This window comes from Arthrobacter globiformis (assembly GCF_046536215.2).
GTDB lineage: Bacteria > Actinomycetota > Actinomycetes > Actinomycetales > Micrococcaceae > Arthrobacter > Arthrobacter globiformis_E.
The window spans coordinates 281,457-304,892 of the sequence record NZ_CM143421.1; the positions used below are offsets into that span (position 1 = coordinate 281,457).

Annotated in this window: 20 protein-coding genes; 14 read left to right on the forward strand and 6 right to left on the reverse strand. The window is 66.9% G+C overall.

Translation table 11 applies throughout. The features are described from left to right. Nucleotides 1–35 precede the first annotated feature (35 nt). Together R5O87_RS01355 and holA are read left to right on the forward strand one after the other, a co-directional pair. Nucleotides 36–1,547 (forward strand): ComEC/Rec2 family competence protein, encoded by a 1,512-nt coding sequence (locus tag R5O87_RS01355; protein ID WP_410556072.1) that lies wholly within the window; start codon nucleotides 36–38, stop codon nucleotides 1,545–1,547. Then, nucleotides 1,463–2,476: a DNA polymerase III subunit delta gene (gene holA, locus R5O87_RS01360; RefSeq protein ID WP_410556073.1), complete on the forward strand. Its 1,014-nt coding sequence runs from the start codon at nucleotides 1,463–1,465 to the stop codon at nucleotides 2,474–2,476. Before R5O87_RS01355 ends, holA begins: the two co-directional genes overlap by 85 nt. Before the next feature lie 169 nt (nucleotides 2,477–2,645). Here holA and rpsT read toward each other — a convergent pair whose 3' ends face one another. Together rpsT and R5O87_RS01370 are read right to left on the reverse strand one after the other, a co-directional pair. Continuing rightward, nucleotides 2,646–2,906, reverse strand: a complete 261-nt coding sequence (rpsT, locus tag R5O87_RS01365; protein WP_111903413.1) for a 30S ribosomal protein S20 — start codon at nucleotides 2,904–2,906, stop codon at nucleotides 2,646–2,648. A 185-nt stretch (nucleotides 2,907–3,091) separates the two neighbouring features. Further along, nucleotides 3,092–3,670, reverse strand: coding sequence for a type II toxin-antitoxin system PemK/MazF family toxin (locus tag R5O87_RS01370; RefSeq protein WP_410556074.1), 579 nt, complete (start codon nucleotides 3,668–3,670; stop codon nucleotides 3,092–3,094). 182 nt (nucleotides 3,671–3,852) lie between these two features. Between R5O87_RS01370 and lepA the strand changes: the two genes are divergently transcribed. Beyond that, a complete protein-coding gene (gene lepA / locus R5O87_RS01375; RefSeq protein ID WP_410556075.1) occupies nucleotides 3,853–5,706 on the forward strand; it encodes a translation elongation factor 4 in 1,854 nt (617 codons plus the stop codon). A 36-nt stretch (nucleotides 5,707–5,742) separates the two neighbouring features. Next, complete coding sequence (gene hemW / locus R5O87_RS01380; RefSeq protein ID WP_410556076.1) at nucleotides 5,743–6,972, forward strand: radical SAM family heme chaperone HemW; 1,230 nt, start codon at nucleotides 5,743–5,745, stop codon at nucleotides 6,970–6,972. Between the two features lie 122 nt (nucleotides 6,973–7,094). On the opposite strand, the gene R5O87_RS01385 is transcribed toward hemW, so the two are convergent. Next, on the reverse strand, nucleotides 7,095–7,514 hold the full coding sequence (locus R5O87_RS01385; protein ID WP_003800826.1) for a DUF4870 domain-containing protein: 420 nt from the start codon (nucleotides 7,512–7,514) through the stop codon (nucleotides 7,095–7,097). Nucleotides 7,515–7,648: 134 nt separating this feature from the next. Then, nucleotides 7,649–8,503 carry a DUF3097 domain-containing protein gene (locus R5O87_RS01390; RefSeq protein ID WP_410556077.1) on the reverse strand — a complete coding sequence of 285 codons (855 nt, stop codon included), beginning with the start codon at nucleotides 8,501–8,503 and terminating at the stop codon, nucleotides 7,649–7,651. Nucleotides 8,504–8,715: 212 nt separating this feature from the next. Here R5O87_RS01390 and hrcA point away from each other — a divergent pair, with 212 nt between their 5' ends. The 3 genes from hrcA to R5O87_RS01405 are packed head-to-tail and all read left to right on the forward strand — an operon-like array spanning nucleotide 8,716 to nucleotide 11,685. Continuing rightward, nucleotides 8,716–9,729: a heat-inducible transcriptional repressor HrcA gene (hrcA, locus tag R5O87_RS01395; RefSeq protein ID WP_410556078.1), complete on the forward strand. Its 1,014-nt coding sequence runs from the start codon at nucleotides 8,716–8,718 to the stop codon at nucleotides 9,727–9,729. 58 nt (nucleotides 9,730–9,787) lie between these two features. Next, nucleotides 9,788–10,912 (forward strand): molecular chaperone DnaJ, encoded by a 1,125-nt coding sequence (gene dnaJ, locus R5O87_RS01400; protein ID WP_410556080.1) that lies wholly within the window; start codon nucleotides 9,788–9,790, stop codon nucleotides 10,910–10,912. Between the two features lie 2 nt (nucleotides 10,913–10,914). Beyond that, the gene (locus R5O87_RS01405; RefSeq protein WP_410556081.1) at nucleotides 10,915–11,685 is read left to right on the forward strand and encodes a 16S rRNA (uracil(1498)-N(3))-methyltransferase; all 771 of its coding nucleotides are present in this window, start codon (nucleotides 10,915–10,917) and stop codon (nucleotides 11,683–11,685) included. A gap of 73 nt (nucleotides 11,686–11,758) precedes the next feature. On the opposite strand, the gene R5O87_RS01410 is transcribed toward R5O87_RS01405, so the two are convergent. Further along, a complete protein-coding gene (locus R5O87_RS01410; RefSeq protein ID WP_462836429.1) occupies nucleotides 11,759–12,724 on the reverse strand; it encodes a GerMN domain-containing protein in 966 nt (321 codons plus the stop codon). Between the two features lie 297 nt (nucleotides 12,725–13,021). On the opposite strand from R5O87_RS01410, the gene R5O87_RS01415 reads away from it, so the two are divergent. From R5O87_RS01415 to R5O87_RS01435, 5 genes are all read left to right on the forward strand, one after another. Then, nucleotides 13,022–14,122 carry a PhoH family protein gene (locus tag R5O87_RS01415; RefSeq protein ID WP_410556083.1) on the forward strand — a complete coding sequence of 367 codons (1,101 nt, stop codon included), beginning with the start codon at nucleotides 13,022–13,024 and terminating at the stop codon, nucleotides 14,120–14,122. Next, the gene (gene ybeY / locus R5O87_RS01420; RefSeq protein ID WP_410556084.1) at nucleotides 14,106–14,579 is read left to right on the forward strand and encodes an rRNA maturation RNase YbeY; all 474 of its coding nucleotides are present in this window, start codon (nucleotides 14,106–14,108) and stop codon (nucleotides 14,577–14,579) included. The genes R5O87_RS01415 and ybeY overlap by 17 nt, the downstream gene beginning before the upstream one ends. After that, nucleotides 14,576–15,919 carry a hemolysin family protein gene (locus R5O87_RS01425; protein WP_410556085.1) on the forward strand — a complete coding sequence of 448 codons (1,344 nt, stop codon included), beginning with the start codon at nucleotides 14,576–14,578 and terminating at the stop codon, nucleotides 15,917–15,919. Before ybeY ends, R5O87_RS01425 begins: the two co-directional genes overlap by 4 nt. Then, on the forward strand, nucleotides 15,903–16,862 hold the full coding sequence (era, locus tag R5O87_RS01430; protein ID WP_410556086.1) for a GTPase Era: 960 nt from the start codon (nucleotides 15,903–15,905) through the stop codon (nucleotides 16,860–16,862). The genes R5O87_RS01425 and era overlap by 17 nt, the downstream gene beginning before the upstream one ends. 108 nt (nucleotides 16,863–16,970) lie before the next feature. Beyond that, on the forward strand, nucleotides 16,971–18,551 hold the full coding sequence (locus R5O87_RS01435; protein WP_410556088.1) for an LCP family protein: 1,581 nt from the start codon (nucleotides 16,971–16,973) through the stop codon (nucleotides 18,549–18,551). Nucleotides 18,552–18,649: 98 nt separating this feature from the next. On the opposite strand, the gene R5O87_RS01440 is transcribed toward R5O87_RS01435, so the two are convergent. Next, on the reverse strand, nucleotides 18,650–20,602 hold the full coding sequence (locus R5O87_RS01440; protein ID WP_410556089.1) for a M13 family metallopeptidase: 1,953 nt from the start codon (nucleotides 20,600–20,602) through the stop codon (nucleotides 18,650–18,652). Nucleotides 20,603–20,852: 250 nt separating this feature from the next. Here R5O87_RS01440 and leuA point away from each other — a divergent pair, with 250 nt between their 5' ends. Together leuA and recO are read left to right on the forward strand one after the other, a co-directional pair. Continuing rightward, nucleotides 20,853–22,592, forward strand: a complete 1,740-nt coding sequence (gene leuA, locus R5O87_RS01445; RefSeq protein WP_410556090.1) for a 2-isopropylmalate synthase — start codon at nucleotides 20,853–20,855, stop codon at nucleotides 22,590–22,592. Between the two features lie 91 nt (nucleotides 22,593–22,683). Further along, nucleotides 22,684–23,436 carry a DNA repair protein RecO gene (recO, locus tag R5O87_RS01450; protein ID WP_410556091.1) on the forward strand — a complete coding sequence of 251 codons (753 nt, stop codon included), beginning with the start codon at nucleotides 22,684–22,686 and terminating at the stop codon, nucleotides 23,434–23,436.

The window sequence follows — 23,436 nt, forward strand, 5'->3', positions numbered from 1 at the left end:
GGCGTAGTTTCCTGACCACCCTCACGGCGGCTCTCATGCTTGCAGCGGCGTCGACTGCCCATTCTGCAGTGCCGTCGGCCCAGCGCCACGACGAGCAGGTGGCAGGACTGATCGCCGGGCGGGCGTCAGTTGTGGCCGAAGCCGAGATCACCGGGTCTCCGCGAGCACTCAAGACGCCCGGCCCCTCCGGCCGTGCCGAACGCTGGGCAGTGGGGGCGGTGGCCCGATCATTGACCTCTGGCGGTCAGGTGACGCGCGCCCAACTGCCGGTGGTCATCATTGGCGGGCAGGAATGGCAGCATGCCGGCACCGGCCAGTTGCTCCGGGTCACCGGAAAACTCCGGCCTCCGGACCCGGGCCGCGTGGAGGCAGCGATGTTGACTGCGTCATCACCGCCCGCCCGGCTCGCAGCAGCGCAGGACTGGCAGCAGGCGCCGGCCGCGCTGGGCAAGAGGTTCGCCTCGGCCTCGGCATGGCTGGCCCCCGACCCGAAGGGCCTGCTCCCGGGCATGGTCACAGGCGATACCGGCGGCCTCGACGAAGGGCTCGAGACAGCCATGAAAACCGTGGGCCTCACGCACCTGACGGCGGTGTCCGGCGCCAACTGCAGCCTGATACTTGGCGCTCTGCTGTTGGCGGCACGTTCACTCCGCCTAGCCAGGATTCCGGCCGCAGCCGTCGCCCTCACTGGCCTCGGTCTGTTCGTCCTCATGGTGGGTCCCGATGCGAGCGTGCTCAGGGCATCGCTGATGGGTGCGATTGCGGTGGCATCCCTGGCAGGCGGCCGGGCCGGCCGGGGACTCAGTTTCCTTTGCCTGGCCGTGATTGCCCTGCTGCTCGTGGAGCCGGAACTGGGCGTCAGCTTCGGGTTCCTGCTCTCCGTCCTCGCCACCCTGGGGATCATTGTGCTGGGCCGCTGCGTCATGGGCTGGTTTCCATCAAGCGTGCCTCGTTGGGCAGCCGCAGCTGTAGCCGTGCCCCTGTCGGCCCAGGTGCTGTGCGGACCCGTCATTGTGATGCTGCAGCCCCAGTTTTCGACATACTCGCTGCTGGCAAATGTGCTTGTTGCCCCGCTCGTAGCACCCGTCACCATCCTGGGCACGGCTGCCGTGGCCCTCCTGCCCCTCGCGCCATGGCTGTCGGCGGTTCCGATCGGCGTGGCGGGCTTCTTTGCCGGCGGTGTGGCAGCCATCGCCCGGTTCACCGCCGGTCTTCCTGGTGCCGCGCCGCCCTGGCCGGAAGGCGTATTCGGATTGCTGACCATGCTGCTGTTCTCCGTTGTGACATTGCTGGCCATGTGGATGGCCGCCCATCCCACGAGAACCATCAAACTGGTTCTCGCCGCGCACGCTGGCATTGTCCGTGTCCTTGACCGGCTGCCGGAGATCACGCTCCGCCGCGCCGGCCCCACCGATCATGGGAGACTTAGAGTCTGCAATCTGAACTCCGGGAGGAATCACCAGTGGCCGCTGCCCAGCAACGACCGAAGACGGCCGCAGCCAATGCGGCATCGTGGCGGGACGTGGCCCCTGCGGCGGTCGTCCTGATTACGGGTCCCGAGGAGTACCTTGGCATCCGCGCGATGGACCGTGTCCGGAGCCAGGTGCGCGCGGCCGCGCCAGACGTCGAAATCACCAGGCTCACTGCCGGCTCGTACGAGGCCGGGGCACTGGCCATGAATGTCAGCCCGTCGCTGTTCGGTGAGAGCAAGCTGATCGAGGTGGACGGCCTCGAAGCGATGAATGATGCCTTCCTGTCCGACGCACTGACCTATCTCAAGCACGTGGAGCAGGACGCTGTCCTGGTGCTCCGGCACGGCGGCGGAACCCGCGGCAAGAAGCTCCTCGACGCCGTAAAGGCCGGGGGATGGCCGACTGTCGACTGCCAGCCGCTGAAGAAGGACGCGGAAAAGACCGCCTTCGTCACGGCGGAGTTCAAGGCGGCCGCCAGGCGGATCACGCCGGAGGCAGTCCAGTCCCTGGTCAACGCGGTTGGCGCCAACCTGTCCGAACTGGCGGCGGCGTGCAGCCAGCTCATAGCCGACGCCTCCACCGCCGTTGATGCTGACATGGTCGACCGCTACTACGGCGGCAGGGTCGAGGCGACGGCCTTCAAGGTGGCCGACGCCGCGATGGCAGGCAACGGGCCTGTGGCTCTGTCCACCCTTCGGCATGCGCTGGCCACCGGCGCCGACCCGGTGCCGCTGGTGGCGGCACTGGCGGCGAAGCTGCGGACAGTCGCCAAGGTCGCCGGTGCCAAGGGCTCGGCAGCGCAGATCGCCAAGCAGTTGGGAATGCAGCCGTGGCTGGTGGAGCAGGCACAGCGGGACGTCCGGAGGTGGACACCGGAGGGGTTGGCACGGTCCATCCAGGTCACGGCCGAAGCCGACGCCCAGGTCAAAGGCCTATCGCGTGATCCGGTCTACGCGGTGGAACACGCTGTGACGGTGATCGCGGCCGCTGCCCGCGGGCGGTAGCCCGGCGTCGGGAACGGCGTCCGGCACCGGACGCGGGACGGTTCGGCAGTCGCGGGACTCAGTAGGGGCCGCGGCCGCCGCCGGCAGTCCCGCCGTCGCAAGTTAAAAGAGAAGTGGCCGGCACCAATGGTGCCGGCCACAAGCATCAGTTCAGATGAACTGGAAAACCTTAGAGTGCGTTGACCTTCTTGGAGATCGCCGACTTGCGGTTTGCAGCGTTGTTCTTGTGCAGAACACCCTTGCTGACAGCCTTGTCCAGCTTACGGCTGGCAGAAACGAGCGCAGTAGTAGCAGCGTCCTTGTCGGAGGACTCAACGGCGGTGTTGACGGCGCGGATGGCCGTCTTCAGCTCGGACTTGACTGCGTTGTTGCGCAGGCGAGCCTTCTCGTTGGTCAGGATGCGCTTCTTCTGGGACTTGATATTTGCCACGTGTGAACTCTCTTTGTAATGCGGAAATGGTCTAGAGGGCTTTCAAGCTGGCCTTGACTGAGCGGCGTGGGGATACCTATGGCGGCCAGCCATCAGTGACCGTCGACCTGCACGGACACACAGCTATGAATCTTAGCAGGTCGGAGCCATGTGTGGCCATTCAGGGCGGGGACGGCGCGCCGCTGCTATTGCCAGCCGTGCAGCCGGCGCAACTCGTCCGCCACCAGCCTAAACTTCTTCCGGTCCAGCACCGACCCCTCGCGCCGGATATCGGCCGGGTGGATCTGCAGGACGCGGTCCAGTTTGGCCTCGCTGGGGCGGCCTTGCCTGTCCCACGGCCCGGTGCCGATGTCCACGTAATCGAGGCTGGCACGCGGGTGGCCCTCATGGTCCTTGCTGGTCAGCATCAGGCCCAGCAGATACCGCCCGTGGCTGGCGACCAGGAGGACCGGCCTGTCCTTGCCGCGCGAATAGTCCTCTTCGTAGGGAACCCAGGTCCATACGATCTCGCCGGGGTCCGGGCGCCCGTCGGGAGAGGGGGAGTAGCGCAGTGTTGCGGTGCCGGTGAAGTCGCCCGGGTAAGTACCTGTGACGCCGGCCGGGAGCCGGCCTGCGTTTCCGGCCCTGCCCCGGGCTGGCGAAGGAGTGCGCGAGGTCGAAGTACGCGTGCGCGCCGGAGCGCGGACCGCCGGCTGCTTCAGTACGCCGAGGAACCGGAGCGAGGCGCGGACGGCGCCGGTGATGGAGGGGAAGTTCAAAGCCATGCGGGCCACCATACCGGCGCGGGCTCCGGAGCTGCCGGACATCCGGGTGTGCGGGCGCCGCAAAATGTACTGCCAGCGCCCGGGACGTGGGAGACTAGAGGTTCAGATATTGCGGCAGGCAGCAGGATGGCCAGAGTTCAGCCTGAACAACGCCGCTGAAATGCCAACAGTAAGGACCCTGCGTGTCTCCCATGGCCCGCACCGCCCCGGTGCCCGCCGCGACAGATCCGGCCATTATTCGGAATTTCTGCATCATCGCGCACATTGACCACGGTAAGTCCACCCTGGCCGACCGGATGCTGCAGTTCACCGGCGTCGTGCAGCAGCGCGACATGAAGGCGCAGTATCTGGACCGCATGGATATCGAGCGGGAGCGCGGTATCACCATCAAGTCCCAGGCAGTCCGCATGCCTTGGGAACTCGACGGCACGAGCTACGCCCTGAACATGATCGACACCCCGGGCCACGTGGACTTCACCTACGAGGTGTCCCGCTCGCTCGCCGCCTGCGAAGGCGCAGTGCTCCTGGTCGACGCCGCGCAGGGCATCGAGGCCCAGACGCTGGCCAACCTGTACCTGGCGATGGAAAACGACCTCACCATCATTCCGGTCCTGAACAAGATCGACCTGCCGGCCGCGCAGCCGGAGAAGTACGCGGCCGAACTCGCGGGCCTCATCGGCGGCGACCCCGAGGATGTCCTGCTGGTATCGGGCAAGACCGGCGTGGGCGTCGAGGCGCTGCTGGACAAGATCGTCCGCGACCTGCCTGCACCCGTGGGCGACCCGGAAGCACCTGCCCGGGCCATGATCTTCGACTCCGTCTACGACACCTACCGCGGCGTGGTCACGTACGTCCGCGTGGTGGACGGCATGCTCCACCCGCGTGAGCGCATCCAGATGATGTCCACGAAGGCCAGCCACGAACTCCTGGAAATCGGCGTCAGCGCCCCGGAGCCAACGCCCTCCAAGGGCCTCGGCGTCGGCGAGGTGGGTTACCTGATCACGGGTGTGAAGGACGTCCGCCAGTCCAAGGTTGGCGACACCGTCACCAACCTGGCCAAGCCCGCCTCCGAATCCCTCGGCGGCTACGAGGACCCGAAGCCCATGGTGTTCTCGGGCCTCTACCCCCTCGACGGCACCGACTACCCGGTGCTCCGCGACGCCCTGGACAAGCTGAAGCTCAACGACGCAGCCCTGGTCTACGAACCGGAAACCTCCGCCGCCCTCGGCTTCGGCTTCCGCGTGGGCTTCCTCGGCCTCTTGCACCTGGAAATTGTCCGCGAGCGGCTCGAGCGCGAATTCAACCTGGACCTGATCTCCACCGCGCCGAACGTCGTCTACGAGGTCACGCTCGAGGACAAGAGCCACGTCACCGTAACCAACCCCAGCGAATTCCCCGCGGGCAAGATCAAGGAAGTCCAGGAGCCCATGGTGGCCGCCACCATTCTGGCCCCCAATGAATTCGTAGGCGCCATCATGGAACTCTGCCAGGGCCGCCGCGGCCAGATGCGCGGCATGGACTACCTGTCCGAGGACCGCGTGGAGCTCCGCTACTGGATCCCCCTGGCCGAGATCGTCTTCGACTTCTTCGACCTGCTCAAGTCCAAGACGCGCGGCTACGCCTCGCTGGACTGGAAGGCCGACGGCGAACAGGTCGCCGACCTGGTCAAGGTGGACATCCTGCTCCAAGGTGAACAGGTAGACGCCTTCAGCGCGATCACCCACAAGGACAAGGCGTACGCCTACGGCGTGATGATGACCGGCAAGCTGCGCGAACTCATCCCGCGCCAGCAGTTCGAGGTGCCCATCCAGGCCGCCATCGGTTCCCGGATCATCGCCCGTGAATCCATCCGCGCCATCCGCAAGGACGTTCTCGCCAAGTGCTACGGCGGTGACATTTCCCGTAAGCGCAAACTGCTGGAAAAGCAGAAGGAAGGCAAGAAGCGCATGAAGATGGTGGGGCGCGTGGAAGTGCCGCAGGAAGCCTTCATCGCAGCCCTCACCACCGACGAATCCAAGGACAAGGCCAAGAAGTAGTGATGACCGTGGCCCGAACCACCGGAGGCCGCACGCATGCCTAGCGTTCTTCCCCTGGGTGACCCCGCGCCATCGGACGGTCTACTGCCGCAGCAGGCGGCGGACGGTGCGGCCAACCGGGCCTTCGGGCTGTACGTGCACATCCCGTTTTGCGCGGTGCGCTGCGGTTACTGCGACTTCAACACCTACACCGCAACCGAGCTCGGCGGCGGCGCGTCCCAGGATGCATACGCCTCCACCGCCATCACCGAAGTGGACTTTGCCGCGCGGGTCCTTGAGGAGTCGGGCCTTCCTCCCCGCAGGCTGAGCACCGTGTTCTTCGGCGGCGGCACGCCAACGCTTCTGCCGGCCGGGGACCTGGCGCGGATCCTCCGTGCCGCCATCGACACCTGGGGGATCGAACCCGGTGCCGAGGTGACCACGGAGGCCAATCCGGACTCCGTCACGCCGGAATCCCTGCAGCTGCTTGCGGACGCCGGTTTCACCAGGGTGTCGTTCGGCATGCAGTCCGCGGTACCACACGTGCTGAAGGTCCTGGATCGCACGCACACCCCGAGCCGCGTCCCGCTCGTGGTGCAGTGGGCGCGCGACGCCGGACTCGCCGTCAGCCTGGACCTCATCTACGGCACGCCCGGCGAATCGATGGATGACTGGCGCTTTTCGCTTGAAACCGCCCTCTCCTACAAACCGGACCACATCAGCGCCTACGCGCTGATCATTGAGGACGGCACCAAGCTCGCAGCCCAGATCCGCCGTGGCGAAGTTCCGGAAATCGACGACGACGACCACGCCGACAAGTACGAACTCGCCGACAGGATGATCACCGAGGCCGGCCTGCACTGGTACGAGGTCAGTAACTGGTCCGCGACGCCGGAGCAGGCGTGCCGCCACAACCTCGCCTACTGGCGCGGGGACGACTGGTGGGGCATCGGCCCGGGCGCGCACTCGCATGTTGGCGGGGTGCGCTGGTGGAACGTGAAGCACCCCACCGCCTATGCCGGCCGGCTCGGCTCAGGCGTCTCGCCGGCGGCAGGACGCGAAACGCTCGACGGCGAAACCCGGGGTGTCGAAAAGGTCATGCTGGAGGCCCGGCTTTCCTCGGGCCTCGAAACTGCTGCCCTCGCGCCGTCCGGAAAGAAGGCCGTGGCCGGGCTGATCGCCGACGGCCTCGTGGTGCCGGAGGACGCCTTCCGGGGCCGCCTCATCCTCACGCTGAAGGGCCGCCTGCTGGCGGACGCCGTGGTCCGCAGGCTCCTGCCGGACTGACTGGCCTACATGCGCTGGGCCCACCACAGACAAAATAACGCGGGGTCACTTACAGCCCCATCCGGTAGGGACATTGGGCTGTAAGTGACCCCGCGTTGCTTTTTGGCTACCCTATCAGGCGGCTACTTGATCCAGCGCAGGTTGTACTGGTACCGGTGCGGCTGGCCCTTGTTGACGTGGACGCCGGCGGACACCGCGAAGCAGGTCAGCGCAATCCAGATGAGGGTGGCCACGACGGCGAACAGGTTGCCGACGACGGGAAGCAGCACCAGCAGATTGGCCACGAAGGCCGCGATCGTCGGCGGCAGGGTGAAGTTGAGGGCTTCCTTGGACTCCTGCGCGGTGAACGGGCCGCGGTCGCGGAAGATGAGGTAGATCAGCAGCGCCGGAACACAGCCGAGGATGCCGCCGAAGTGCGCGAGGGTCGCCCACTGCCGGTCCTCGCTGGCGGTCAGCGGAAGCGCGTTGGCCGGAACCCCATGGTACTGGGGCAGGTCCTGGCCGGACTGTGTGTCCCTGCGGTCGCGAGCGTCTTCTGCCACGGTGTATTCCTTTTGCTTGCGTTGGTGCGATGGTGCTTTGATGCGGCGCCGGGCCCGCAGTGCGGTGACGCCGTACCAAGGATACCGGCCCGTGCGGGGAATCGCGGGCCCACGCCGGATCGCGGGGCCGGAAGCTATGGAACTGTTAGGAAATCGATGACCTCTTCCACCCGGCCCAGCAGGGCGGGCTCAAGGTCAGCGTAGGTTCGAACGGCGCCGAGGAGTTTCTGCCAGCCAAGGCCAATGTCCTCCTTGGTCTCATGGGGCCAGCCGAAGGCGGTGAGGATACCGGTCTTCCAGTCCGTGCCGCGCGGCACCACCGGCCACTGCGGAATTCCGAGCACTGACGGCCGGATCGCCTGCCAGACGTCGACATAAGGGTGGCCCACGATCAGCACGTTCCCGGCGGCGCCGGGGGAGGCCATCACGGCGTCGGCGATCCTGGACTCCTTGGAATCGGGGACCAGATGATCCACCAGGACGCCCAGCCTCCGGCCGGGACCGGGACGGAAGGAGGCAACGGCCCCCGCCAGGTCGTCGATGCCATGGAGAGGTTCGACGACGATGCCCTCCACCCGGAGGTCGTCGCCCCAGACTTTTTCCACGAGTTCGGCATCATGCTTGCCTTCGACCCAGATCCGGCTGGCCTTGGCCACCTGGGCGCGCTGCCCTTCCACGCGCACCGAACCCGACGCCGTCCGGCCGGCCGTGCCGTGGCCTGCGGGTTTCGCCTTGGGAGCCGGGGGCATCAGGCGGATCGGCTGCCCGTCCAGGAGGAACCCGAAGCCCAGTTTGAAGGAGCGGGACTTCCCGCGGCGGTCCTCGAGCGCCACCACGTGCATGCCGCCGGACTTCTCCACCCGGATCACCGCGCCCACCCAGCCCGACTGGACGTCCTCGAGCACCATGCCGCGTTCCACCGGCACCTCGGGCAGGCTCTTCTTGGCGGGCGCTGCCATCTCCTGCGGGCCCCAGGTCTGATACTGCATTCGTTCACCGCTCTGCACTAGGAAAGAGCCACTCCGGCCGCGGGCGTGCCGCCGGGGGACAGGCGCCCGGAATTTCGCCCGGAGCGGTACCAATGCTAACAACGGGGCGACTCATATTAGACTTGTTAGCACTTAGGCATGTCGAGTGCTAACCACAGCGTCTGCGGGCAGGTTCAACGCCCGGCGCGGTCAAGGCCAAAAGGAGGTGGACTGTGAGCGAACCACGCAAGCTTGAGGTGCTGCGCGCCATCGTGGAGGATTATGTCCATTCCCGCGAACCTGTCGGCTCCAAGGCCCTGGTGGAACGGCACCATCTGGGCGTGTCCAGCGCCACCATCCGCAACGACATGGCGGCCCTGGAGGACGAGGGCCTCATCACTGCGCCGCACACCAGCGCAGGCAGGATTCCGACGGACAAGGGCTACCGCCTGTTCGTCGACCAGATTTCTGCCGTCAAGCCCTTGTCCCCGGCGGAGAAGCGCGCCATCCAGACCCTCCTCGAGGGGTCGGAGGACCTTGACGACGTCCTGGACCGGACGGCCCGGCTCCTGTCCCAGCTGACCAACCAGGTCGCCGTCGTGCAGTACCCGCACCTGAGCCGCGCCGTGGTGCGGCACATCGAATTCGTGCTGCTGGCGCCGAGGAAGGTGCTGATCGTCCTCATCGCCGACTCCGGCAAGGTGGACCAGCGCGTGGTCGACGCCGGCCAGGACCTGTCCGATGACACGCTCGCCGCGCTGCGCACCCGGTTCCTGACCGGTGTGGCCGGAACGCCGGTGGCCATCCTGCCCCAGCACCTGGCCGCCGTGGTGGCCGGCTGCACGCCGGCCGAGCGCCACGCTGCCATGGCCCTGGGCAAGGGACTGGAGGGTCTCGCCCACAACAGCCGGGAAGACCGGATGGTGCTGGCCGGAACGGCCAACCTGGCGCGGTCCAACGTGGACTTCCCGCTCAGTATCGGTCCCGTGCTGGAAGCACTCGAGGAACAGGTGGTAATGCTGCGGCTCCTGAGCGACATGGCGCAGGACCCGCGCGGCGTGGCCGTCAGCATCGGCCGGGAAAACCCCTACGACGGGCTGGCCGAGGCGTCGGTGGTGGCCACCGGCTACGGCCCCGACGCCACCGCCAAGGTGGGCATCCTCGGCCCCACACGGATGGACTATCCCACCACCATGGCCGCCGTGCGCGCGGTGGCCCGCTACCTTTCGAGGATTCTGGGCCCGTGACCGCACGCCCCGGACATCCTTTGACCCCAGGCAGTACAACCAGGAAGAGATACGAACTTTGAGCAGCCACTACGACGTTCTTGGAGTCTCCCCGGAAGCCACCGGCGAGGAGATCAAAAAGGCCTACCGCAAGCTGGCCCGCTCGCTTCACCCGGACGTTAATCCCGGGGAAGACGCCGCTGAACGGTTCAAGGCCGTCACCCACGCCTACGAGGTGCTGTCCGATCCGCAGAAGCGAAGGGTCTATGACACCACGGGCAACGAGAACGGAACCGACAACGGCTTCGGCGGCGGCTACGCCGGCCAGGGCTTCGCGTTCCAGGACATCTTTGACACCTTCTTCGGCGCCGGCGGAACCTCCGGGCCCGCGTCCCGTGTCCGCCGCGGCCAGGACGCGCTCATCAGCGTCCGCATCGACCTGCGCGACGCCGTTTTCGGCGTCAACAAGAAGCTGGAAGTGGACACGGCCGTCACTTGCCCCACCTGTGAAGGATCCTGCTGCCGCGAGGGCAGCCACCCGGAACGCTGCGACATCTGCGGCGGCAGCGGCCAGGTGCAGCGGGCGGTCCGTTCCATCCTCGGCCAGGTCATGACCGCGGCCCCCTGCGGTTCCTGCGAAGGCTTCGGCACGGTCATCAAGGACCCCTGCAACGAGTGCAGCGGCCAGGGCCGCATCCGCAGCCGCCGTTCCCTGACGATCAAGGTCCCGGCCGGTGTGGCCACCGGAACACGGATCCAGCTCTCCGGCCAGGGCGAGGCCGGCCCCGCGGGCGGCCCGTCCGGCGACCTCTACGTCGAGATCCGGGTCAACAACGACTCCACTTACATCCGCGAGGGCGACGACCTCCACGCCACCCTGAACATCCCCATGACCGCCGCCGCCCTCGGCACGGAACTGAGCCTGGAGACCTTCGACGGCAAGCAGGAGATCGACGTCAAGGCGGGCACGCAGTCCGGCGAGATCATCACCCTGCGCGGCCTCGGTGTCACCCACCTGCGCGGTTACGGCCGCGGCGACCTCAAGGTCCACCTGCAGGTGGAAACACCGTCCAAGCTCGACCCCGCTCAGGAGGACCTGCTCCGGCAGCTGGCCAAGCTCCGCGGCGAGCAGTTTTCCGAGGGCAAGCTCGCAGCGAGCGGCGGCGTCTTCGCCAAGCTGCGGGACCGCCTCGGTAACCTGTAGCGGTGAGCAACCCCGTATTCTTCACGCCGGCCGGCGCGCTGGATAGCACCGCGCCCGGCTCGGTGTTCGTCCTCGACGGCGCCGAGGCCCGGCACGCGGTCACCGTCAAGCGCCTGGCCGTGGGGGAGCAGGTGGACATTGCCGACGGCGCGGGGAAGCGCATCACCGGCACCGTGACCGATGCTGCCCCCGCCGAACTGACGGTTGAGTGCACCTCCGTCAGCGTGGAACCGCGGCCGGACGTCCGCCTGGTGCTCGTGCAGGCCCTCGCCAAGGGGGACCGGGACGAGCTGGCGATCGAAACCGCCACCGAGCTGGGCATCGACGCCGTGATCCCCTGGCAGTCGGAACGCTCCATCGTCAGGTGGAAGGGTGAGCGGGCAGCCAAAGCACACGGGAAATGGCAGTCCGCCGTGACGGCGGCCGCCAAGCAGGCGCGCCGCGCCTGGATACCCGAGGTGCGCCCCGCCGTCGACACCCAGGCCCTGGCGAGGGAAGTGGCGGAAGCCGGCCTCGCCGTGATCCTGCACGAAGACGCTGTTACGCCGCTGCGGCGGGTCCTCGGCAAGTGGTCCGAGGAGCGGCAGGAGGCGTCCGGACCCGGCGAGATTTTCCTCATAGTCGGTCCGGAGGGCGGCATCAGCCCGCGCGAGGTCACCCGGCTGTGCAGCGCAGGGGCGGTAACGGCCCTGTTGGGACCGCACGTGCTGCGGTCGTCGACGGCGGGACCGGCCGGCGTCGTGGTTGCCAGCGACGTCCTCGGTCGCTGGTAAAGTCCGGGCCGCTGGTAAGTCCAGCGAACTGAACGCTGGCGGGGACCGCCAGCGCAGCCGGCGAACGGTGGAGCTAGCGGACCGTGAACCCGCGCGAGTCCACGTTGAGTTCGTCCTCGGGCTTGCCCGGGTCGACCTGCGACACGCGCACCTCGTAGTTCCCGGGGGCGAGGTTGACCGTGATGCCGAAGATTCCCGATGACGCCGGATCAGCCGCGGCCCTGGCTTCGCCGGTCAGGTAGCTTTCCTTGTCGCCATTGTCATGGACCTTGAGGATGCGCCAGTGGAGTTTGCCGTTGGGGACGGTGCTTCGCCCGGAGATCTTGACCCGGCCGTCGCCGACCTGGGTGCCCTGCTGCGGATCAATGATCCACACCGGCGCCACCATTCCGGCGCTGCGCGAGGTGGGGGCGCCGAGCTTGACGTGCTTGAACGCCAGGTAATCGGTGTGCCCGTCCACCAGGATCACCACTTCGATTTGCTGGCCGGCGTCGATCAGGCCCGAGCTGGCTCCGGCGGCCGTCGCGGTGTACACCAGTTGCTGGATGGCGCGCTGGGCCATGTCCGCGTCGAGGTTGCTGTTAAAGGCATCCGCGGAGACGTCCACCGTGATGACGTTGGTGCCCGAGATCGACGTGGCGAGGTTCTTGGGGTTCTGCCACGGCGTGAAGTAGTCAGGATCCAGCGGTGTCTCGGACATCATGGCGCGCAGGGCCCGGGTGATCGGGTTCTCATCGTCAGGAACGTCACGGAACTCGCGGTACAGGAAGACATTGCTGTTGCTCCGCCCGATCCAGTAGACCGGCGCCTTGTTGGACGACTGCGTTGTTTCCAGCGGCGCGCTGGTGGTGGGAACGCCGTCCGCGCCGGCGGCCCGGCGCGACGAGGACGTCGGGGAGTTTGCGGAGGTCACCGAGGGATCGGGATCGGCGATGCACCCTGACAGCAGCAGGACAGCCGGAAGCAGCGCGGACAGCAGCACGGAGCGCGTCCGCGGTACTTTCCGGCCCGGAGTTCCTGGCTGACTGATGCTGGCGATCCCTTCACATGAGCAGTTGCGTGCGGGCACGCCGGACCGTTGCCGGCGGGCTCCTTTTCCAGCATTACACGAGACGTTGCGGTGCTGGGCGCCTTTCGCGGCGGGCGGCCTAACTGCAACGGGAACGATATGAGGCCGATACAAAGTTGATACCTAATTGCGGGAACGCGTTACAAAAATGCGGTCCGCCGTGACCTTCCAGGACGGCAGGCCGGGGCGGGCGCTGGCGTAAGATGTAAGGACGCAAACGAGTTATATTCCGAACTGGAGGGAACCTAAGGCCCGCGGGCCGTCACCATGACTGAATCAGCAAACGGAAAGCGCCGCCTCAACACGGGGGACCGAACCACGGGCGAATTCCCCCATACTCTCCCCGGTGTCCGGACGGAGGTGGTCATCTTCGATAACTCTGATCAGATGGTGCAGTCGCTGGGAAGCCACGACGAGGCCCTCCGCTTCATCGAAGACCAGTTCCCGGCCGTCAGTTTCCACGTCCGCGGCAATGAACTCTCCATCAACGGACCCGCGGCCGACGTTCCGCGGATCATGCGCCTGCTCCACGAGGTCCGCGGTCTCGTGGCCCGGGGCACCGTTATCACGCCGTCGGTTCTCCAGCAGCTGGTCTCGCTGCTCCGCAGCCAGTCGCTGCAGAATCCGGTGGAGGTGCTGACCCACGACATCCTCTCCAGCCGCGGCAAGACCATCCGGCCCAAGACGCTGAACCAGAAGAACTACGTGGACGCCATCGACGCGAACACCGTGATCTTCGGCATCGGCCCGGCCGGTACCGGCAAGACCTACCTCGCGGTGGCGAAGGCGGTGCAGGCCCTGCAGCAGAAGGAAGTCAGCCGGATCATCCTCACCCGCCCCGCTGTCGAAGCGGGCGAACGGCTGGGGTTCCTTCCCGGCACGCTCAGCGACAAGATCGACCCGTACCTGCGGCCGCTGTACGACGCGCTGCACGACATGATGGACCCGGAATCCATTCCCCGGCTGATGGCGGCCGGTACCATCGAGGTGGCGCCGCTGGCCTACATGAGGGGCCGGACGCTGAACGATGCCTTCATCATCCTTGACGAGGCACAGAACACCACGCCGGAACAGATGAAGATGTTCCTGACCCGGCTCGGCTTCGGCTCCAAGATGGTGGTCACCGGCGACGTCACGCAGGTGGACCTTCCCTTCGGGACCCGCTCCGGTCTGCGCATCGTCGAGGAGATCCTCACCGGAATCGACGATGTCAGCTTCTCTGTCCTGGACGCCGCTGACGTCGTCCGCCACCGCCTGGTGGGGGACATCGTCAACGCCTACAGCATCTGGGACGAAGCACAACGCAACCGGGTCAAGCATTCCGTTCCCCGGGAACGACGGGAGAGCACGCATGAGCATCGAAGTTAACAACGAATCCGGCATCAAGGTGGACGAACCCCGCCTGGTGGCGCTGGCACGCTTCATCTTCGAACAGCTGTACATCCATCCGCAGGCGGAGCTGTCCATCCTGCTCGTGGACGAACCGGCCATGGAAAAGCTGCACATCGAACTGATGGATGAGCCCGGAGCCACCGACGTGCTGTCCGTGCCCATGGACGAGCTGACCCCGGGCACCCCGGACAAGCCGACGCCGCAGGGGATGCTTGGCGACATTGCCATCTGCCCGCAGGTGGCCGAGGTCCAGGCCCGGAATGCCGGGCACTCCATGCAGGACGAGATGCTGCTGCTGACCACGCACGGAATCCTCCACCTGCTCGGCTATGACCACGCCGAACCCGAGGAGAAGGCAGAAATGTTCGGCCTGCAGCGCGAACTGCTGACGGCATTCACCGGCAAAGAAGCACCGGCCGAGACCACCCAGTGACCTCCCTGCTCCTTGTCTGCATGGCGCTGGCGTTTCTCGGTGCCGCAGCGCTGCTGACGGCTGCCGAGGCGGCGTTCAGCTTTCTTCCGCGCCACGATGCCGAGCAAGCCGTGCAGGGGAGCCAGGGCCCGGCGTTGCGGAGGATCCTCGACCAGCCGATGACGCACATGCGCGCACTGCGTTTCTGGCGGATCTGGTTCGAATCGGCCTCCGCCGTGGCCGTGGCCGTGCTGCTTTACAGCCTGCTGGACAACGTCTGGCTTGCCGGCCTGGCCGCGACAGGCATCATGGCGGTGCTCGGGTTTGTGCTGGTGGGTGTCTCGCCGCGCCAGCTGGGCCGCTCCCATCCGGCCGCCGTGGCGCGGTATTCGGCATCGCTGGTCCGGTTCCTGGCGTGGATACTCGGGCCGATTCCCGCCTGGCTGGTCCGGCTGGGCAGCGCCGTGGCCCCGGGTTCACCCAACGGTGACGACTCCTACTTCAGCGAGGAGGAGTTCCGCGAGCTGGTTGACCGGGCCACCGAGTCGGACATGATCGAGGACAACGAGGCCGAACTCATCCAGTCCGTCTTCGAGTTCGGCGACACCCTGGTCCGCGCCGTCATGGTGCCGCGGACGGACATCCTGACCATCGACGCCGGCTCGAGCCTGCACAGCGCGATGGCACTGTTCCTCCGGTCCGGGTACTCCAGAATCCCGGTCATCGGCGAGAACACCGACCAGATCCTGGGCATCATCTACCTCAAGGACGTGGCGGCCGCGATCCACGGCATGGACCCCGAGGCCGAGCCGCCCGTGGTGGACGTGCTGGCCCGCGAGGTCCGCTACGTGCCGGATTCCAAGCCGGTGAGCGACCTCCTGCGGGAACTGCAGAAGGAGTCCACGCACGTGGCCATCGTCATCGACGAATACGGCGGCACCGCGGGGCTGGTGACGCTCGAGGACCTGATCGAAGAGCTCGTCGGCGAAATCGTGGACGAGTACGACTCGGAGAGCGCCGCCGTCGTCGATCTGGGCGACGGAACATTCCGGGTCAGCGCCCGGATGGGGATCGACGACCTTGGCGAACTGTTCGGCATCGAACTCGACGACGACGAGGTAGACACCGTGGGCGGCCTGCTGGCCAAGGCACTGGGCCGGGTCCCGATCGTGGGCAGCGCGGTGGATGTCGACGGCGTTTCGCTGCGCGCCGAGCGGCTGGAAGGCCGCCGGAACCGCGTCAGCCATATCATTGCGGGCGCCGCCCCGAAAGGCCCCGTGCCAAACAATACTGACCTTGACGAACTTCTCGACGAGGCCGAATCAATGCAACAGGGAGTTCCACGTGAGCAAGCAGAATAAGGCCGACGGTGGCGAACCGTTCGGCGGGTACCATGCCGGATTCTCGGTGCTGGTGGGCCGGCCGAACGCCGGCAAATCCACCCTCACCAACGCCCTGGTGGGCAAGAAGGTGGCCATCACCTCCGCTAAGCCGCAGACGACGCGGCACACCATCCGCGGCATCGTCCACCGCGAAGACGCCCAGCTGATCCTCGTGGACACCCCCGGCCTTCACCGGCCGCGCACCCTGCTGGGAAAGCGGCTCAACGACCTCGTCGCCGACACGCTCTCAGAGGTGGACGCCATCGGGTTCTGCATCCCGGCCAACGAGAAGATCGGCCCCGGTGACAAGTTCATCGCCGCCCAGCTCGCCGCGGTAGGCCGCAAGCCGGTGATTGCCCTCGTGACCAAGGCGGACCTGGTGGACAAGCAGGCCCTGACGGAGCAGTTGCTGGCCGTCGCCGAGCTCGGCAGGGAAGTATTGGGCGAGGACGGCTGGAAGGACATCGTTCCGGTCTCGGCCGCGGACGGCTTCCAGGTGGGCACGGTGGCGGACGTCCTGATCAGCCACATGCCGCCGTCGCCCCCGCTCTATCCGGACGGCGAGCTGACCGATGAACCCGAGGCCGTCATGGTGGCCGAACTCATCCGCGAGGCCGCGCTGGAGGGCGTGCGAGACGAGCTGCCGCACTCCCTGGCCGTGGTGGTGGAGGAGATCGTGCCGCGCGAGGGCCGGACTGAGGACAACCCGCTCCTGGACGTCCGCGTCAACCTCTACGTGGAGCGCCCGTCGCAGAAGGCGATCATCATCGGCAAGGGCGGAAGCCGCCTCCGCGAGGTCGGCACTAACGCCCGCAAGGGCATAGAGGCGCTCCTGGGCACCCGCATCTACCTCGACCTGCACGTCAAGGTGGCCAAGGACTGGCAGCGCGACCCCAAGCAGCTGGTGAAACTCGGGTTCTGACCGGCCCGGCGCCCGCGCGCCGGGCCGCGAACGCCGGGTTTCCGGGGTTTTCCCAGAAACGGCTACTAAAATAGGCCGGATCCCATTTTTTCGAGGAAGGTACACCCTGTGGTGCGACGCCGCGACAACCGCGCCCAAGGACCGGGCACACCCGCCCGCTCCGAGCCAGCTGCCCGGCATGCCGAGGACTCCCGGCTGGGCGCTGCCCGGCACCTGAATGTCCGCCACATGCCCACGTGGCTCAAGGTGACCACCGCCGTCGTCGCCGTGGTCCTGGCCGGCGGCCTGGCCTTTGCCGGCTACTGGTACTTCAGGCTGCAGTCCAACATCTCCACGTCTGCGCTGGGCGCCGGCAGCAGCCGCACGGACACCACGGACGACGCGACCGGCAGGCTGCAGATCCTGATCCTGGGCTCCGACACCCGCGACGGCAAGAACTCCAATTACGGCAGCACCGCGGATTCCACCGGCTACGGCAACTCCGACGTCATGATGCTCATGGACATCTCGGAGGACAACAAGCGGGTCAACGTCATCAGCTTCCCCCGCGACCTGCTGGTGGACATCCCCAAGTGCACCGACCAGAAGACGGGCAAGCAGTACCCGGCCCGCACCGGCATCATGATCAATGAGGCCATGAAGGAAGCCGGCATCGGCTGCGCCGTGGACACCGTCAACAAGCTGACCGGCATGGAGGTGGACCACTTCATGATGGCGGACTTCAACGCCGTCAAGGAGCTGTCGAACGCCGTGGGCGGCGTCTCGGTGTGCATCAGCGACGCCGTCTATGACCCCGACTCGCGGCTGCGGCTGCCCAAGGGCACCTCCCAGGTGCAGGGCGAGCAGGCGCTGGCGTTCCTGCGCACCCGGCACGCGTTCGGCGACGGCGGCGACCTCGGCCGCATCAAGGCCCAGCAGGGCTTCCTGTCCTCCCTGACCAGGAAGATCAAGGATGACGGCACCCTGTCCAACCCGGCGAAGCTGCTGAACATCGCAGACGTCATCACCAAGAACCTGACGGTCGACGAGGGCCTCGCCTCCGTGCCGTCGATGATCACCATCGCCAACCGGCTGAAGTCGATCGACGTCGGGAAGGTCGCCTTTGTGGCGATGCCGACCATCCCGGCCACCAGCGATCCCAACCGGCTGGAAGCCGCGCCGGCCGCGGCACAGCTGTTCGCGGCCCTGCGCAAGGACGTCGACCTGACAGACCCAGACGGGAAGGCAACCCCGTCACCGTCGGCGACGCCCGCACCGTCGGCCAGTTCCACTCCCAAGGCCACGCCGAAGCCCACCGCCACGGCCGCGCCGTATGATAAGGCGCTGCAGCCCATCACCGTCGCGAACGGCACCGGCTCCGCCACCCGGACCCAGGAGATCGTGGAGGCCGTAGTGGCCGGCGGCTTCACCCAGGTGGGGCAGTTGGAGGCCGACACCACGGCAAAGACCATGGTCTACTACGGGCCGGAGTTCGCGGACGTCGCCGCCGATGTGGCTGCCCTGTTCGGTATTCCGGCCGCCCAGGTGGCGCCGTCATCCGGCGTTGCGGGAGTGCAGCTGTACCTCGGCTCCGACTTCCCGTCCGGGACCAAGTACGGCAAAACCACCGTTCCCAAGGACATCGTCAACCAGACAGCAGGCGACACCGTCTGCCAGCGGGCCAACCCCGAGCTGATCGTCCAGCAGTAACCGGCTGGCAGGCCGGCCACCTAAACGGGCCAGCCGCCAGCAGCCGGGCACAAAAAATGCCGGGCCGCCCCGAACGGGGCGGCCCGGCATTTCTGCACTCACCAGATGCTGACGCGCTCCGCCGGAGGCATCCACATGCCGTCCTCCTCCGTGACGCCGAATGCGGCGTGGAAGGAGTCGAGGTTCTTGGCAATGGCATTGGTGCGGAATTCGTTGGGGGAGTGCGGGTCCGTGGCGAGGCGCCGGATGGCCTCCTCGGTGCGGATCACCTGGCGCCAGCCCGCGGCCCAGGAGGCGAAGAAGCGCTGTTCACCCGTCAGCCCGTCGAGCACCGGAGGTTCCTGGCCGTCGAGGCTCAGGCGGTAGGCCTTGTGCGCAATCGTCAGGCCGCCCAGGTCCCCGATGTTCTCGCCCAGCGTGAGCTTGCCGTTGACGTTGTGTCCGGGCGCTGCATACGGGGACAGTGCCTCGAACTGGTCCACGAGGCGTCCGGTCAGCGCTTCGAAGGCCTTGCGGTCGTCCTCGGTCCACCAGTTGCGCAGCTCGCCGGTGCCGTCGAACTGCGAGCCCTGGTCGTCGAAGCCGTGGCCGATCTCGTGCCCGATCACGGCCCCGATGCCGCCGTAGTTCACGGCGTCGTCCGCTTCGGCGGTGAAGAAGGGCGGCTGGAGGATGGCCGCCGGGAAGACGATCTCGTTCAGCATCGGGTGGTAGTACGCGTTGACGGTCTGCGGGGTCATGAGCCACTTGTTGTGGTCAACCGGCTTGCCCACCTCATCAAGGTGCCGGTCGACGTCGGCGTTGTGGGCCCGCTCGACGTTGCCGAGCAGGTCCGCGGGGTCGATGACCACGGCGGAGTAGTCGATCCACTCGTCCGGGAAGCCGATCTTCGCCCGGAATGCCCCCAGTTTCCGGAGCGCCTCGGCCTTGGTGTCCTCGCCCATCCATTCCAGGCCGCTGATGCTCTGCCGGTAGGCCTCGATCAGTTTCCCCACCAGGGTCTGCATGCGGGCCTTGTGGCCCTCGGGGAAGTGCCGGGCCACATAGATCTGGCCCACGGCCTCGCCCAGAGCGGCCTCGACGACGGCGACGCCCCGCTTCCAGCGGTCCTTGTTCCGCGGGGTGCCGCTGATGGTGGTGCCGTAGAAGGCGAAGTTCGTGTCCACAAAAGTGGACGAGAGGTAGGGCGCAGCCGAGTTGATGACCCGCAGGGCAAGCCACTCCTGCCACACCGGCAGGGATTCCGAGGCCAGCAGCGCCGCGGCGCCGGCGAAGAAGTCAGGGGTGCTGACCACGATCTCCTGCCGCTTGTCGGCAGCGATGTCCGCTGCGTCAAACCACGTGTCCAGCAGCGGGAACAGCTCGCGTGCCTGGTCGGCCGACTTCAGGTTGTAGGTTTTCTGCGGGTCGCGGAGCGTGACGTTGTCCCAGTGGTGCGAGGCAAGGGAGGTCTCCAGCGCCAGCACCCGGGCTGCGGCACCCTCGGGATCGGCCACGCCGGCCAGGCCGAACATGGTGCCCACGTATTCCCGGTAGGATTCCACCACCGGGGCGAATTTCTCTTCACGGTAGTAGGACTCGTCCGGAAGCCCGAGGCCCCCCTGGCCCGTGTACAGGAGGACGCGGTCGGGGTTGCCGGCGTCGGGTGCCGGGTAGATGTAGAAGAGCCCGGACACGTCGGCACGGAAGAGCCGGCCGGCCAGGGCCAGCAGCTCGGAAATGCTGGCGGTGGCGAACACCTCGGCCAGACGGCCCCGGATGGGGTCCATGCCCTTGGCCTCGACGGCGGCCTCGTCCATGAAGCTGCTGTACAGGTCGCCGATTTTCCGCTCGATGCCGCTGGCCTCGGAACCCTTGGCGGCGGCTTCCTCGATGATTTCCCGCACTGCCAGCTCGGAGCCGTCGCGAAGGGCGGTGAAGGTGCCTTCCAGCGGACGGTCGTCAGGGATGGTGGTGTCCTTCAACCAGGCGCCGTTCACATGCTGGTAGAGGTCGTCCTGTGGCCTCACGCTGCGGTCGATGTTTGACAGGGCGATCCCCGAAATTGGCACAGGAGCTCCTTCGATGACGGGCTGCGCCGGCACTTTCACCGGTGCAGCGTCTGCATGGTGGACGTTGCTGGAGGTGTTGCCCCTTCATCTTACGCACCCGTGTTACTGTGAAATGGTGCGTGCAGAGCTCCTTCTTCTTAGCTGCCGCGGCGAGGCCTCAGACGCGATCTAGCGCAAGGCCCACCCTCGTCGCGGAGTTTGTGTTGCCCGGCCACCCTTTCACTCAGGAATCACAGAAAAGGCCAGATTAATGCGAAACGCACAGAAGCCCTCGGGAATGCCGATCCACCGCTACGTCCCCTTCCAGGACCAGATCAAGGTCGATCTGCCGGACCGCACGTGGCCGGACAAAATCATCACCACCGCGCCGCGCTGGTGCGCAGTGGACCTGCGGGACGGTAACCAGGCACTGATCGACCCCATGAGCCCGGCGCGCAAGATGAAGATGTTCGACCTGCTGGTCCGCATGGGCTACAAGGAAATCGAAGTCGGCTTCCCCTCCGCGTCCCAGACCGACTTCGACTTCGTCCGCCAGCTGATCGAGGGCAACCACATCCCGGACGACGTCACCATCCAGGTGCTGACCCAGGCCCGCGAACACCTCATTGAGCGGACCTACGAGTCCCTGGTGGGCGCCAAGCAGGCCATCGTGCACCTGTACAACTCCACCTCCGTCCTGCAGCGCCGCGTGGTGTTCAACCAGGACGAGGACGGCATCCTGGACATCGCCCTGCAGGGCGCCCGCCTCTGCAAGAAGTACGAGGAAACGCTGGGCGACACCCACATCACCTACGAGTACTCACCGGAGTCCTTCACCGGCACCGAGCTGGAGTACGCGGTCCGCGTCTGCAACGCCGTCGCCGACGTCTTTGAGGCCTCCGCGGACCGCCAGGTGATCATCAACCTGCCCGCCACCGTGGAAATGGCCACGCCGAACGTCTACGCGGACTCCATCGAGTGGATGAGCCGGCACCTGCACCCGCGCGAAGGCATCATCCTCTCGCTGCACCCGCACAACGACCGCGGTACCGGCGTGGCCGCAGCTGAGCTGGGCTACCAGGCCGGTGCCGACCGCATTGAAGGCTGCCTGTTCGGCAACGGTGAGCGCACCGGCAACGTGGACCTGGTCACCCTCGGCCTGAACATGTTCGTGCAGGGCATCGACCCGATGATTGACTTCTCCGACATCGACGACGTCCGGCGCACCGCGGAGTACTGCAACCAGCTGCCCGTCGCGGAGCGTGCCCCCTACGGCGGCGACCTCGTCTTCACCGCGTTCTCCGGTTCCCACCAGGACGCCATCAAGAAGGGCCTCGAAGCCCTGGAGAAGGACGCGGCCGCCGCGGGCAAGGACGTCAGCGACTTCACCTGGCAGGTTCCGTACCTGCCCGTGGACCCGAAGGACCTCGGCCGCAGCTACGAGGCCGTGATCCGCGTCAACTCCCAGTCCGGCAAGGGCGGCGTGGCCTACCTGCTGAAGAACGAGCACAGCCTGGACCTGCCGCGGCGCGCGCAGATCGAATTCTCCGGCGTCATCCAGAAGCGCACGGACACTGTCGGCGGCGAAGTCAGCGGCGCCCAGCTGTGGCAGATTTTCCAGGACGAGTACCTGCCCTCCGCCAAGACGGAAAGCCAGTGGGGCCGGTACTCCCTCGGCTCGGTGAAAACCGAATCCGACGAGGACGGCGCCATGACCCTGCACGCCTCGCTCGGCGTCGATGGCACCCACGCCAGCCGCACCGGGACCGGCAACGGCCCCATCGCCGCGCTGCTGGACATCCTCGGCCAGGACGGCGTGGACGTGCGGGTGCTGGACTACAGCGAGCACGCCCTGTCCGAAGGCGGCAGCGCCCTCGCCGCGGCCTACGTCGAATGCGCCGTCGGGGAACGTGTTCTGTGGGGCGTCGGCATCGATTCCAACACCAGCACCTCGGCGCTGAAGGCAGTCATCTCTGCGGTGAACCGGGCCATCCGGGACGCCCAGGCCTGAGCTTCCTGACAGCTGCGCCGCCGGTCCATGCCGGCGGCGCAGCTGTTTCGGCGGCTCAGCTGTTTTTATTGAGTCAATGGGAAGATAAAGCGTGGTCCAATCATCATTTGCAGCACGCAGCTACCGCGACGACGCCGTGGTGTTGCGCACCCACAAGCTGGGCGAGGCGGACCGCATCATCACCCTGCTCACCAAGCACCACGGCCAGGTCCGGGCGGTGGCCAAAGGGGTCCGGCGGACCACCAGCCGCTTCGGCGCCCGCCTGGAGCCCTTCATGGTGGCGGACCTCCAGCTCGTCTCCGGTAAGACCCTCGACATCGTGACGCAGGCCGCCGCGAAAGGGGCCTACGGGGGCAACATCGCCGCCGACTACGGGCGGTACACGGTGGCAGCGGCCATGACCGAGACCGCCGAAAAGCTGACCGACGTCGACGGCGAAGCCGGAACCGCGCAGTACAACCTGCTGGTCGGCGCCCTGGCCTCGCTGAGCCGCGGGGATCACGCGCCGGAGCTGATCCTGGATTCCTACCTCCTGCGTGCCCTTTCCACCGGCGGCTGGGCACCCAGCTTCACCGTCTGCGCACGCTGCGGTGCGCCCGGACCGCACACTGCCTTCTCTGCCCCGATCGGCGGCATGGTCTGCGGCGGTTGCCGCCCGCCGGGGTCGCCGGCGCCGGCACCGGAAACGGTGTCCCTGCTGGGTGCGCTGCTCACCGGGGACTGGACGACGGCGGATGCCTCGCTTCCGCTCCACCGCCGCGAATCCGCGGGCTTGGTGGCAAGCTATCTGCAGTGGCACCTGGAGCGTGTCCTGAAATCCCTCAAACATGTGGAGCGTACCTAA

Coding starts and splice junctions, on each gene's coding strand:
- R5O87_RS01355 (WP_410556072.1), top strand. CDS start 36: ATGCTTGCAGCGGCGTCGACTGCCCATTCTGCAGTGCCGTCGGCCCAG.
- R5O87_RS01370 (WP_410556074.1), bottom strand. CDS start 3,670: ATGGCTTTGAACTTCCCCTCCATCACCGGCGCCGTCCGCGCCTCGCTC.
- hemW (WP_410556076.1), top strand. CDS start 5,743: ATGCCTAGCGTTCTTCCCCTGGGTGACCCCGCGCCATCGGACGGTCTA.
- R5O87_RS01390 (WP_410556077.1), bottom strand. CDS start 8,503: ATGCAGTATCAGACCTGGGGCCCGCAGGAGATGGCAGCGCCCGCCAAG.
- R5O87_RS01415 (WP_410556083.1), top strand. CDS start 13,022: ATGACTGAATCAGCAAACGGAAAGCGCCGCCTCAACACGGGGGACCGA.
- ybeY (WP_410556084.1), top strand. CDS start 14,106: ATGAGCATCGAAGTTAACAACGAATCCGGCATCAAGGTGGACGAACCC.
- leuA (WP_410556090.1), top strand. CDS start 20,853: ATGCGAAACGCACAGAAGCCCTCGGGAATGCCGATCCACCGCTACGTC.